Here is a 13777-nt window from a genome sequence, read left to right on the forward strand (position 1 = left end):
GGAAGTTTAGAGGAGCCGACTTTCAGAGTCGGCTCGATATCAGCGTTTAAGTCCTATTTGGATGCATAGTCGGCGATGATATCACCGATCTCACTACACGTACAGATCTCTTTTGCATCGTAATCACCGATGTCACCTGTACGATACCCTTCGCTTAATGCTTTTTTGATCGCATTGTCTATTTTATCTGCTGCTTCACCTTCGCCTAAAGCATAACGAAGCATCATACTTGCAGATGAAATGGTCGCCAACGGATTGGCGATACCCTGTCCTGCGATATCCGGTGCAGAACCGTGAATCGGTTCAAACAACCCTACACCCTCACCTGTACTGGCGCTTGGAAGAAGTCCGATAGATCCACTTAACATACTCGCAGCATCTGAAAGGATATCACCAAAGATATTTCCCGTCAAGATCACATCAAACTGCTTAGGATCACGGATAAGCTGCATCGCAGCGTTATCTACATACATATGAGAGAGTTCAACTTCCGGGTAATCTTTTGCTACTTCCTCTACGATCTCTCTCCAGAATTGGCTGACTTCAAGTACATTGGCTTTGTCTACTGAACAGACACGTTTATCACGTTTCATCGCGATATCAAATGCCACAACAGCGATACGTTTGACCTCTTCTCTTGTATAGATCATCGTGTTGAATGCATGATCCTCATGAAGTTCTCTTGGCTGACCGAAATAGATACCACCGGTCAATTCACGCACCACCATAATGTCTACACCCTTAATCACCTCAGGCTTAAGACTGGATGCATTCACCAACTCATCATAGACCATAGCGGGTCTTAGGTTGGCAAATGTTCCCATCTCTTTACGAAGCCCCAGAAGCCCTGTTTCAGGACGTAAATGTCTCTCAAGATTATCCCATTTCGGTCCGCCTATCGCACCAAAGAGCACGGCATCACATTTCTTTACACCCTGAATCGTCTCTTCTGGTAGAGGCACACCCGTTTCATCGATCGCAGCACCGCCAAGAAGCATCTCTTCATACTTAAGGTTAAACCCTTGTGTGATAGAAACTGCGTCCAGTACTTTTATTGCTTCATCAATAATTTCAGGACCTATCCCATCACCTTTAATTACACCGATTTTATAACTTTTACCCATATGATTATGCCTTTGCTACTTTTTTATTTTCAATCTCTTTTTTTGCAAATGCTATCAGTCCACCTGCGTCTACCAACTCTTGCATGAATTCAGGAATAGGAGAAAACTTATACGTTTTAGCCTGTGTCACATTGATCACTTCTCCCGCATCCATATCGATTCTCACAACGTCACCTTCGTTGATCTCAGAAGCTTCTTTAAGCTCAAAGATAGGCAATCCCATATTGAATGCATTTCTGTAAAAGATACGTGCAAACGTAGGTGCGATCACAGCACTTACACCCGCTGCTTTTAATGCTATAGGTGCATGCTCACGACTTGAACCGCAACCAAAGTTCTCACCTGCAACAATAATATCGCCTTCTGTCATTTTTGAAACAAACTCAGGATCTGCATCTTCCATTACATATTTCGCCAATTCCGATGGCTCACTTGTATTAAGATATCTTGCTGCGATGATCAAATCCGTATCGATATTGTCACCAAATTTCCAAACTTTACCTTGCAAAGTATTTTCCTTTTTACTACTATCTCCTTACAAAACAGACACATGTCGCTTCGTAATTCCTCTCACTAAAACAGTTCAACATTTTAGATATTGATACGATAAAAATTTTCGCGATTATAACCAAAAAAAGGAAAATTAACAAATTCCATGCCAAAAACTAATAAAATTTCGGTATAATCCATTTTATTATTCCCGAGGATTTTCACCTCACACATCAAAGGTTTTCAATGGCAACAAAAGACAGTATGAAAAGTATCGAAACATTAATTCAGTCTAAGAAAAAAGGTGATGTGGTCACACTAGAGAACATCGCGAAAGAATTTACCAAACAACCTACTGCAGCTCAAGCGAAAAAGATCCATAAACTTGCCTCCGATGCCAATGTAGAAATCGTATCCGCCTCAGAATATGCAAAGTTTGTCACAACAAAAGAAAAGAAAAGAAAAGAAGATGCAAGAAAAAAACTTGTAGAAGGCAGTGCAGAAGATGAGTTCGACCTTCACAAGGAAAAAGAGCTTCTAGAGTGGAGCCGTTCAGACAGCCCTGTCAGAATGTACCTGCGTGAAATGGGAAAGATCCCTCTTCTGACCAAAGAAGAGGAAGTTGACCTCTCCAAGCGTATTGAAGAGGGAGAAGATATCATCATCGATGCGATCTGTTCTGTCCCTTACCTTATAGGCTACATCATCAATTACAAAGAACCTTTACTGAATCGTGAAAGACGTGTAAAAGAACTTTTCAAAAGCTTTGAAGATGACAACAAATCAGATAAAGATGATTCTGATGATTCTGACGATTCCGATGATTCTGATGAGGAAACATCAACCAATGCACCGAAAGATGACAAGAGGGTCAAACAGGTAGTTGACAGCTTTAAGCGACTTGAAAAAGCAAAAAAAGAGTGGATGAAGGCACGTGAAGACCTTGATACATTTTTGGAAACAGAGACGGATGAAGTCAAGATCCTTCATGAGCGTCTTAAGATCGCATTCAAAAAAGAGGCACTCAAAGCAGCACTTTTAAATCTTGGACCGACCTCTAAACTGATCAATGAACTTGTGAAAGCCATGGAAACGGCACTGAAGAGTGATGACAGTTTTGAAAAAGAGCTTAAACGTTTAGAGTACAAACTTCCACTTTTCAATGATACACTCAAAGCCAACCATAAAAAACTGCTTGACAATATCATTAAGATGGATAAAGATGACATCATCGATGCTGTACCGGAGACAACGATGGTAAGCACATATGTTGAGATAAAAAAACTTTTTGAGACCAGAGAAGCGAGTAAAGGCGGATTTGATCTTTCTGAAGAGAAACTCCAGGAGATCCTGGAGCAGATCCGTCAAGGTAAAGCAAAAAGTGAAGTAGCCAAAACGAGAATGGCAAAATCCAACCTTAGATTGGTTGTTTCCATCGCTAAGCGTTATACGAACAGAGGACTTCCGTTCCTTGACCTTATCCAGGAAGGAAATATCGGTCTAATGAAGGCTGTTGATAAATTTGAATATGAAAAAGGATACAAATTTTCAACCTATGCAACATGGTGGATACGTCAGGCGATCTCCAGAGCCATTGCAGATCAGGCGAGAACCATTCGTATCCCTATCCACATGATAGAGACGATCAACCGTATCAACAAGATCATCAGAAAACACCTTCAGGAGACAGGAAAAGAGCCGGATCTTGACACGATCGCTGAAGAGGTAGGCCTCTCTGTGGATAAAGTGAAAAATGTTATTAAGATCACGAAAGAGCCTGTGAGTCTTGAAACACCGGTAGGGGATGAAGATGACGGTAGATTTGGTGACTTCATCGAAGATAAAACAACACTGAGCCCGACCGATGTGGTACTCAAAGATGACCTTAACAATCAGATAGATGACGTACTTGACCAGCTTAACGAAAGAGAAAAAGCCGTCATCCGTATGCGTTTTGGTCTTCTTGAAGATGAGAGTGACAGAACACTTGAAGAGATTGGTAAAGAGCTTAGTGTGACACGTGAAAGAGTAAGACAGATCGAATCATCCGCGATCAAGAAACTTAAACACCCTAAAGTGGGAAGAAAACTTAAAAATTATATTGAAGAATAATTCTTCAAACAAGTATTATTATGTCTGAACCTAGATTTTTTGCCCTCATCATAGGTACAGAGATACTGAACCGTCGAAGGGCTGACAAGCACTTTGACTTTGTCACCAAAGCTTTGGCGGAAAAGGGTCATAAACTCACCGGTTCTTTTATTATAGAGGATGATCCTGCACTAATTGTTCAAACGTTAAGCTTCATTGCATCTCAGGAAAACTCCATACTCTTTTCATTTGGTGGTATAGGCTCAACACCTGATGACCATACCAGAAAATGTGCAGCTATAGCACTGAGAGACGGAATACTTCACACACATGATGAAGCCAAAGAGATCATTGTCAACAAACTGGGTGAGAAAGCCTACCCCTACTCTGTACGCATGGCAGAACTCCCCAAAGGTGCAACACTCTTGGAGAACCCTGTCAATCAAATGCCTGCTTTTGCAGTGGATGAACGTTATTACTTTATGCCAGGTTTCCCGGAAATGAGCCATCCTATGGTAGAGAAGATACTGACAAAACTGATACCTAATAAAAGAACTTACCATCGTCATACACTTACAGCCCTTTGCAAAGAGAATGTATTTATAGAGCTGATGGAGAAGATGCCAAAGGAAGTGGAGTTCTCTTCCTTGCCTAAACTCTACTCTGATGGATGGAGGGTCTCTATCTCTGTCGCATCAACCGATGAAAAACTGGCATTGGAATCCTTTCAGATGTATATCGACCTACTTGAAAAAAAGCATATTGTCTATAGTCTACATGATGAACACAATGCATCCGAATAGAAACTCATGACCTATAGAGAAACACTTAAACACCCAGTCATTGCACGGCTTTCACTGATACAATTCATCTCCTATTTTGGTACGTGGTTTTCCCAGGTGGCTATCTTCTCTATGATCGTAGCCTATGGTGCAAGTGAGATCACTATAGCCCTGACCGCCGCCATGGCTATGCTTCCCGCCGTAGTCCTGGCACCTTTCATCGGTATCATCATTGACCGTATAGAGTTCAAAAAACTGATGCTGATACTTCTTGTGATCGAGATTACTATGACCCTTGGATTTATTTTTATTGATTCACTGGCGTATATCTGGATCTTAATGGTACTGATCTTTATACGTTCTGCTGCTGCCTCTATGCTCTTCTCTGCCGAAATGACACTCTTCCCTAAACTCGTACAAGGGAAAATGCTCAAAAATACCAATGAGATACACTCTATCATCTGGTCACTCTGTTATGCTTTGGGTATGGCTGCAGGAGGTATCGCAACCCATATGATGGGGTTTGATACTGCCTTTATGATAGATGCACTTTTGTATACTGTCGCTGTGCTGCTCCTGCTTGGACTGAAACTCTCACTTGAGAAAGTGTCGCATACAGACTCCAACTGGCAAATGTTCAAAGATGGATTTGATTATCTCATCGGTAATAAAAAGATACTTCACCTCATCTTGCTGCATGCTGCCATAGGATTGACCAGTTTTGATGCACTCATTACCCTTCTTGCAGATGTCAAATACAAAAATTTCATCGCTGTACCGCTTGCCATAGGCTGGATGAATGCTACGCGAGCCATAGGGTTGATGATCGGCCCTTTTTTCATTGGAAAGATCATTTCAAAGAATAATTTACACTATTTTTTCATCCTTCAAGGTCTTGCGATCATGCTTTGGTCAGCTTTTGAGTACAATTTCTATCTGGCACTTATAGCACTCTTGATCACAGGTTTTTTTATCACAACACTCTGGTCCTACACGTACCTGCTCATACAAGAAGAGACAGAGAGTAGATACATGGGAAGGGTCATCTCTTACAATGACATGGTGTTTATGCTTTCCAATGTTGTTACTGCGATGTTCATTGGATATGCTGCAAAATGGGGGTTATCACTTGAAGGTATTACATTTACATTAGGTTTTGGCTTTATAGTTTTTGCAACGTATTATCATTGGTTTAAAAAGCGATACATTGATGAATAAAACTAACAGAAGCGTCTGCTACAATTGCTACCGACCCCAAACCTCATGTATGTGCACCTACATCGCACCTATAGAGACCAACACACGATTTGTCATCTTGATGCATCCAAAAGAGTTTAGAAAGACCAAGAACGGGACAGGCCACTTTACCAATCTCTCTTTGAAAAACTGTGAGATCCATGTGGGCATAGATTTTACCAACCATACAGCCATCAATCAGATCATTAATGATCCTTCAAATGTCTGCTACACGCTCTATCCGCATGAAACCAGTATCAACCTCAATGAAGAACCTATAGGGGAAAAACAAAAAAACACGGTCATGTTTCTTATAGACTCTACATGGCCCTGTTCAAAAGCTATACTTTCTGCAAGCCCCAATATCGATGCGTTGCCAAAAGTCAGTTTTACCCATACGGAAGTTTCAAAATTTACTTTTAAGGAACAGCCTAAGGAGTATTGCCTCAGTACGATGGAATCTACCTTATGCGTCTTGGAACGTTTGAACACACACCATATTGAAACGATTGAGCGTAAAAAACTGGACCGTTTTTTACTCCCTTTTGAGAAAATGGTGGCATACCAACTCTCTTGTGTCTAAGAAGGATGCTTCACGCTACAAGAGTTTAAACAGGAGTGCTGTACTAAAAAAAGAGAGCAGTATGCCATAACCGACAATGGCTGAACTGAGTCTTGGAGCTAGTCCTGACATCGATGCCATAGCCCCTGCTGTGACCATCGGTGCCATTCCTGCTTCCATCACAGATACACTGGCTGCCAGATTTGTCCATCCTGCCATAGCCACTATAGCCAGTGCGATCAGTGGTGCAATGATCAGTTTGATCAACAATGCCATACCAAAAGGACGTATCTCATGTCCGGGAAGTTTCAACTGCAATTGCAGTCCCACTGCGACCAAAGCAATGGGTACAATTGTATTGGCCAGCGATGCCAACACTTTTGAGATCATATCAGGGAATGGGGTACCTATGAAAAACAGTGCAATGATCAATGAAACAAATGGAGGGAAAGTAAGGACCTTCACCACCATAATTTTCAGAGTAATTTCACTCTGATTCGAATAATAGGCTGCTACAAATATCCCATACGTTGCGAGTGCCAGAAACGTACCCATTTGGTCATAGACCAAGACGTAAGGCAATGCCTCATCACCTAGATATGCTTTGATAACAGGAATACCAAGGAAAGAGGAGTTCGTCAATACCGCCACAAGCATCAATGCACCTGTGACCTCTTTGCTAAACTGAAGCCTTTTAGAAATAAACAGTGTAAGGAGCGCTGTCACTGTCATCACGACCCAGGCAATGATCACAGGGATCAGGATCTCCATAGAGAGTGTCAGCTTAGGGATTTGCAACAGTATCATTGCAGGGAGAGAGATAAATATAACAAATTTATTTAGGATGGCTGCTGATTCTTCCGGGAGGATACGTACTCTTCTGAAGAGATAGCCAATGGAAATAGCCAGTATGATCAATATAAAATTTTCCATCAATTATTAACCTCTTTGTATGCTGCATCGGCCTTCTTTACAAAAAGGAAGGCCGGCTATCGTAGCTTTTATGCAGCGCTCACACGTTCCTCTATCTGACCTACGATCGTCGGATCTTCAAGTGTAGAAGTATCTTGTGTGATCTTTTCTCCTTTTGCCAGTGCTCTAAGTATCCTTCTCATGATCTTTCCCGATCTGGTTTTCGGAAGGTCCGGAACAAAGATCATATCGTCACACAGTGCGATGTTACCGATCTCGGTTTTAATGATCGCGTTGATCTCTTTCATGGTTTCAAGCTCACTTGCTACATCATCTTTAACAGATTTGAGTACGATATAGGCAAAGATACCTTCTCCTTTCAACTCATGCGGTTTACCTACCACAGCCACCGCTGCTACATTGTCATGCTTTTTGATCGCAGCTTCTACTTCAGCTGTACCCATACGGTGCCCGGATACATTGATCACATCATCTGTACGACCTGTGATCGTAATGTATCCGTTTTCACCGTATATTGCACCGTCACCAGTGAAATATACTGGTTTACCCTCTTTTGTCACGTCTCCGAAGTAAGATTTTTTGAAACGCTCATCATCACCCCATACACCACGGATCTGTGACGGCCAAGGACGTGTGACACACATATATCCGCTCTCACCTTCAGCTACTTTTTCACCTGTTTCAGGATCAAGTATCTCAGCCATAATTCCCGGTAAGGGAAGTGTTGCACATGCAGGCTTGATAGGTGTTGCACCAGGCAGTGGAGAAACGATGTGACCCCCTGTTTCAGTCTGCCAGTAGGTATCTACAATCGCACATTTGCTTTGACCTACTTCTTCATAGTACCATTTCCATGCCGGAGGATCGATCGGCTCTCCTACCGTTCCAAGTACTTTAAGCGAGGTAAGATCATATTTGGCCGGTTCATCTTCTCCTGTTTTATGCAATACACGGATCGCTGTTGGTGCTGTATAGAACTGGTTGATCTTATGCTCTTCTACCATTTTCCAAGGACGACCTGCATCAGGGAAGGTAATGACACCTTCGAACATGACTGTGGTTGCACCCATTGCAAGCGGGCCATAAACGATATAGGTATGTCCGGTGATCCAACCAATATCTGCTGTACACCAGTAGGTATCATTTTCCTTCACATCAAAGACCCATTCCATCGTCATTTGTGCCCATAAAATATATCCGGCTGTACTGTGCTGTACTCCTTTTGGTTTACCTGTACTTCCAGAGGTATAGAGCAGGAAAAGAGGATCTTCACTCTCCATAGGTTCAGCATCACATTGCCCCGATTTACTTTTGATCAGTTCATTGTACGAGTAGTCACGTCCTGCTACCCAGTTCACATCCTCATTGTTTCTCTCTACAACCAACACTTTTTCAACCGGTGTTTCACCTATAATTGCTTCATCTACCACAGGTTTTAGCATATAGGGTTTCGTTTTTCTGTATGCACCGTCTGCTGTGATCACCACTTTTGCCTCGGCATCTTCGATCCTGTCACGCAGTGCTTCTGAAGAGAACCCACCAAATACGATAGAATGGATTGCTCCTATACGTGCACAAGCAAGCATCGCATAAGCTGCTTCAGGGATCATCGGCATATAGATAACTACCCTGTCGCCTTTTTCTACACCGAAATCTTCTTTCAGAAGATTGGCAAATTTATTGACCTCCTCATAGAGATCAAGATAGGTGATCACCTGTTTGTCACCTCTATCTCCTTCAAAAATAATTGCTGCTTTATTTTTCTGTGTCTCTAAATGACGGTCTATACACTGATGTGCAACATTTAACTTACCACCATCAAACCACTTTACAAACGGGGCATTCGACTCATCCAATACCCTGTCATACGGTTCAAACCAATCGATCTTTTCATCTGCATACGTTTTCCAGAATCCTTCATAATCATCCGTTGCTTTTTTGACCAGGGCATGATATTCATCTATATTTTTTATTCTTGCATTTTTTGCAAAGTCCGGGTTTGGTTGATAGAGTTCTTGTAACATTGTTTCTCCTATAAAATCATTATTTTAATTTTGTTGTATTTTTTAATTTAAGATAGATCATAGCCGTCATGATGGCATCATTCAATGCATCATGGGCCTGAAGTTTTGGTAGATCCAAATCTTCCAAGATCGTATCGAACCGCAGATCTATATGTCCTTGAGGTATGGTTGGTATCTTTTTGTCATAATAGATCGCTGATACCTCTTCTTGTTTATTGGGTAGGGTAATACCATACATCGGTTTGATATATTTGTTTACCATAGCCACATCAAATTTCAGGTAGTAACCTGCCAAGGGTCTGTTCCCGATATAATAGAGAAACTTTTCGATAGCCTCATTGAGGGGGATCGCCCCATAAAGGTCACAATTCCTTATCTGATGGATCGTGATACTTTTAGGATCAAGCGCTTTCTCCTGATCAATATAGATATGTATCGCTTCATCCGTAAGAATTCTGTTTCCCTTGATCTTTACAGCCCCGATCGAGACAATATCATCCGATTTTGGATCAAGTCCTGTCGTCTCACAATCAACGACAACCATCTCATCAGCATCTGTTTCATCAAATAAAAAGGTAAAACGTTCATCTTTTAGACTCTTGAGATTCCACTTCTTTTTTAATGATGTAAACATTTAACCTACTATTGAGAGATGAAAGTGATAACTCACGATCTTTTTAAACTTGTTCACGGTTTTTAGTGCCTCTTTTAAAAGGTCACGTTCAAGTTTTCCCAGGTTGACCACGGAGATATAGTTGTCTATTTTCTTCCCTTTTGAAAGCTGTTCAAGCTGGGAATGAAGTCTCAGTGTATTGAAGACTTCTAACGCCTCCATCAAATCTGTTGCATCTTCTTTACTCAAAAAACCGTTATTATTCAGCTCTTTGATACGTTGTGTTGTATTGGTCGCTCTGATCTGATGTTCCAAAGCCAATGCACGTACACCATGGATCAATGCAAATAGCGCACCTTTTTTAATGTCTATCTCATTTTTATGTGCTTTATCGTGCACAAACTGGGAGAAGAGTCCCAGTGGAGACTCAAAAGTCTCAATCGCTCTTGCAAAATGCATAAGTATTGACGGGGTTTGTTCTACTTTGCTAAAAAGGTAATCGATCAATTCCGTATGAAGTGTTTTCTTACCTGCAACAGGTGTTGAATCAAAAAAAATGGCCATATCCAGAAATTTCTCATACGTTGGTGCTTCGATCCAATCATAGATATCTTCCTTGTATGCTTCAATCGGTTTGCACCATTTTGGAGTGATCATCATAATACCGCCTTCGCAGCGTGGGAAACCTATCTCATCAAGTACTTCGATAAAACGCTGTGTAACAGAAGTTACATCCTCTGGCATGAAACCCTCTTCAAAGACAAGGGCATTATCCTGGTCTGTCCTGAGTATCTGAGAAGCACGCCCTTCACTGCCAAGAAGGATAAGTGTACATTTATCCTGCCATGTATGCGGGATGATCATTTCAAAGAGCTTGCTATACATTTTTCTGTTGATCTCAGAGACCAACTTGGCTATATACCGGCTTTTCACACCTTTTACATGCAGTGCGCTGATCATGACATCCAGACGTTTCGCTGCATCTACCACACTCTCAAGATCTTGTGCTCTCTCCATCTGAACCGTAATGAGATGAGACTGATTAGAGAAGAAACTCAGCAGATCGACAAGCTCAAGTATACCTACAACATTGTGCATTTCATCCAATACAGGGAGGTGTTTGATACTGTGCTCTGTCATCAGGAGTAAAATGTTAAAAAGAAGTTCTCCATTTTGAATGGAGATGGTAGGATAAGTTTGTATCTGTGAGATCTTTTCTAAACCTTTTTCCTCTTTGTGCAGAATATAATATCTGAAATCAGCATCGGTAACGATCCCGTACCCTTCCTCATTGTCAACCAGTAGACAACTCGCCCCCTCGTCATCCATACGTTGAAGTGCCTCAACGATAGGCATATCCGGAGTGACCATAACGTCTTTATGCAAAATAGATTCATCCACTCTTGCGATCATCAAGTCGCTCATAAAGGCATACTCTTTCTTTTCTTTAAGCATGTCGATACGTTCTACGATACTTGAAAAGAAATAATGCTTGAAATCCTTATTACTTTCACACATATCCAGGAATACCGTTTTAGGGACCTCAAAACATATCAATTCTTCTGTCACGATATAACTATAGGTAGAAGGCTCTTCTTCAATGATCTCAATACCACCAAACATATCATGTGTGTGATAGATATCAATCAGCTCTTCATATTCATCACGTACCTCAACACTGCCTTTTATCACAATAAAAAGATTTTCAGGCATTGTATCTTTACCTATCAGCACTGTATCATTAGGATAGTATGCGATCTGTGCATGGCTTTCCATACGATCAAACGCATTGTGATCCAAAAACGTAAAAGGCGGATATGATTTCAAGTTCTCTAATAGTGTGATCATGGACTTTCCTATAACCTTATGTCCAAGGCCAATGCCTTGGAAAACCTTATCTAGTGAGCTACTGCTCCATCAGACCCGATACCCGTTTGACACCTAATGTCCTGAGCATCAAACTCATCCATACATCTTTGTGCATCCTCGCTCTTATCCGTGATCGAGAAGAACCAGATCGCCACAAATGCTATAGGTACTGAGAATACTGCCGGAAATTTATAAGGTACGATCGCTGTCTCATTACCCAGAATCTGTGTCCATACCACAGGACCAAGTATAACAAGTACAAGTGCGGAGATCAATCCGACATACCCGCCAAGTACAGCACCTCTTGTCGTAAGCTTCTTCCAGAAGATCGACATAAAGAGTACCGGAAAGTTAGCTGATGCTGCGATAGTAAATGCCAATGCCACAACAAAGGCGATATTTTGCTTTTCAAAGGCAATACCAAAGAAGATCGCTGCAATACCAATAGCAATCGTCGCTACTTTAGAAACATTCATCTCTTTGTTCTCATCGACTTTACCTTTTGCAAATGCATTGGCGTAAAGGTCATGAGAGATCGCTGATGCACCTGCAAGTGTAAGACCCGAAACAACGGCCAGGATCGTAGCAAATGCTACAGCTGAGATAAACCCAAGGAAGTAATCCCCGCCTACTGCATGCGCCAGCCATACTGCTGCCATGTTGTTCATACCCTTCAGTGTCACACCGTCAGCGGCCAAGTAAGACCCTGCCGGATCTCCAAGTACAAGTACGATCGCACCGAATCCCATGATAAATGTCAGTACATAGAAGTAACCAATCAATCCAGTGGCAACAAAGACTGATTTTCTAGCCTCTTTTGCATCTGCAACTGTAAAGAATCTCATAAGGATATGCGGAAGACCCGCTGTACCGAACATCAATGCAATACCAAGTGAGATCGCTGAAATAGGATCAGAAACAAGACCGCCAGGGCTCATGATATCTACACCTTTTGAGTGTATCTCTGTGGCTTGTGTAAAGAGTGCATCAAAACTGAACCCAAACTTTGCCATCACCATGATCGACATAAATGTTGTACCCGCAAGCAGTAATACCGCTTTAATGATCTGTACCCACGTAGTTGCAAGCATACCACCAAATGCAACATAAAGGATCATGAGAATACCGACAAGAACCACGGCAAACTCATAATCTAAACCAAATAAAATTTCGATCAATTTACCTGCACCGACCATTTGGGCGATCAGGTAGAGGATAACCACCGAGATCGAACCCAGTGCAGCCAAGATTCTTACAGGCTTCTGCTTTAATCTATAGGCAGTCACATCTGCAAATGTATATTTACCAAGGTTTCTAAGCTGCTCGGAGATCATAAAAAGAATGATAGGCCAACCTACCAGGAAACCGATAGAGAAGATAAGACCATCATACCCTTTAAGGTAGACCATTCCCGTAATACCCAGGAAAGATGCCGCTGACATATAGTCACCTGCAATCGCTGTACCGTTCTGCGTTCCCGTGATACCGCCACCAGCTGTATAAAAATCACTTGCCGATTTTGTTCTTTTTGAAGCCCAGTAGGTAATACCCAGTGTGGCAGCAACAAAAATAAAGAACATCACAATAGCAGGCACATTCAGCTCTTCCGCTTTTGTACCGGCACCTAGATCCGCTCCTGCTGCAAAGGCAACTGTTAGTGAAGCCATCATAAATAGAGATAAAATTCTACCTAACATTATTTCATCTCCTTTTCAATATCATTTTTCAGATCATTTAAGAGCCCATCGAATTCACCGTTGGCCCTTCTTACATAAATTCCCGTCATTGCAAATGCAAAAACGATAATAGCAATACCCACAGGTATACCCCATGTAGCCATACCGTCAGGGCTGATTTTAGTGCCCAATGTTTCCGGACTGAATGCAATAAACAAAATAAATGCATAATAGACCACCAACATGATCACTGTCAATGTCCAGGCGAATCTGCTTCGTGTACCTACAAGTTTTTTGTACTTAGGATTGTTCTTGATCTGCTGTACTTGTTCTTGTGTCATTTTTTCTCCTTTGTATTATCATATGGTATATTGATTC

12 protein-coding genes are annotated in these 13777 nt (G+C 41.6%); 4 read left to right on the plus strand and 8 right to left on the minus strand.

Annotated features, from left to right (window positions below; translation table 11 throughout):
* Nucleotides 1-53: 53 nt before the first annotated feature.
* Nucleotides 54-1124, minus strand: a complete 1071-nt coding sequence (leuB, locus tag MN086_RS07830; protein WP_248575463.1) for a 3-isopropylmalate dehydrogenase — start codon at nucleotides 1122-1124, stop codon at nucleotides 54-56.
* 4 nt (nucleotides 1125-1128) lie between these two features.
* Nucleotides 1129-1632, minus strand: a complete 504-nt coding sequence (locus tag MN086_RS07835) for a 3-isopropylmalate dehydratase small subunit (protein WP_248575464.1) — start codon at nucleotides 1630-1632, stop codon at nucleotides 1129-1131.
* Between the two features lie 227 nt (nucleotides 1633-1859).
* Between MN086_RS07835 and rpoD the strand changes: the two genes are divergently transcribed.
* From rpoD to MN086_RS07855, 4 genes are read left to right on the plus strand one after another with little or no spacing between them, the layout of a single operon-like run.
* A complete protein-coding gene (gene rpoD, locus MN086_RS07840) occupies nucleotides 1860-3725 on the plus strand; it encodes an RNA polymerase sigma factor RpoD (RefSeq protein ID WP_248575465.1) in 1866 nt (621 codons plus the stop codon).
* 20 nt (nucleotides 3726-3745) lie between these two features.
* Entirely contained in the window at nucleotides 3746-4507 is a 762-nt protein-coding gene (locus MN086_RS07845; RefSeq protein ID WP_248575466.1) for a molybdopterin-binding protein, read from the plus strand.
* Nucleotides 4508-4513: 6 nt separating this feature from the next.
* On the plus strand, nucleotides 4514-5704 hold the full coding sequence (locus MN086_RS07850; protein WP_248575467.1) for an MFS transporter: 1191 nt from the start codon (nucleotides 4514-4516) through the stop codon (nucleotides 5702-5704).
* Entirely contained in the window at nucleotides 5697-6305 is a 609-nt protein-coding gene (locus tag MN086_RS07855; RefSeq protein WP_256465821.1) for a tRNA-uridine aminocarboxypropyltransferase, read from the plus strand. Before MN086_RS07850 ends, MN086_RS07855 begins: the two co-directional genes overlap by 8 nt.
* A 15-nt stretch (nucleotides 6306-6320) precedes the next feature.
* Here the strand turns inward: MN086_RS07855 and MN086_RS07860 are convergent, their stop codons facing one another.
* The 6 genes from MN086_RS07860 to MN086_RS07885 form a co-directional block, all read right to left on the minus strand.
* On the minus strand, nucleotides 6321-7217 hold the full coding sequence (locus MN086_RS07860) for an AEC family transporter (protein WP_248575469.1): 897 nt from the start codon (nucleotides 7215-7217) through the stop codon (nucleotides 6321-6323).
* A gap of 68 nt (nucleotides 7218-7285) precedes the next feature.
* Nucleotides 7286-9241 carry an acetate--CoA ligase gene (acs, locus tag MN086_RS07865; protein WP_248575470.1) on the minus strand — a complete coding sequence of 652 codons (1956 nt, stop codon included), beginning with the start codon at nucleotides 9239-9241 and terminating at the stop codon, nucleotides 7286-7288.
* A gap of 19 nt (nucleotides 9242-9260) precedes the next feature.
* Nucleotides 9261-9875, minus strand: coding sequence for a 3'-5' exonuclease (locus tag MN086_RS07870; protein WP_248575471.1), 615 nt, complete (start codon nucleotides 9873-9875; stop codon nucleotides 9261-9263).
* The gene (locus tag MN086_RS07875) at nucleotides 9876-11702 is read right to left on the minus strand and encodes a putative nucleotidyltransferase substrate binding domain-containing protein (RefSeq protein ID WP_248575472.1); all 1827 of its coding nucleotides are present in this window, start codon (nucleotides 11700-11702) and stop codon (nucleotides 9876-9878) included.
* A gap of 50 nt (nucleotides 11703-11752) precedes the next feature.
* Nucleotides 11753-13420, minus strand: a complete 1668-nt coding sequence (locus MN086_RS07880) for a cation acetate symporter (RefSeq protein WP_248575473.1) — start codon at nucleotides 13418-13420, stop codon at nucleotides 11753-11755.
* Nucleotides 13420-13740 carry a DUF485 domain-containing protein gene (locus MN086_RS07885; RefSeq protein WP_248575474.1) on the minus strand — a complete coding sequence of 107 codons (321 nt, stop codon included), beginning with the start codon at nucleotides 13738-13740 and terminating at the stop codon, nucleotides 13420-13422. Before MN086_RS07885 ends, MN086_RS07880 begins: the two co-directional genes overlap by 1 nt.
* Nucleotides 13741-13777 lie beyond the last annotated feature (37 nt).

It is taken from the genome of Sulfurovum sp. XGS-02 (assembly GCF_023213175.1).
GTDB lineage: Bacteria > Campylobacterota > Campylobacteria > Campylobacterales > Sulfurovaceae > Sulfurovum.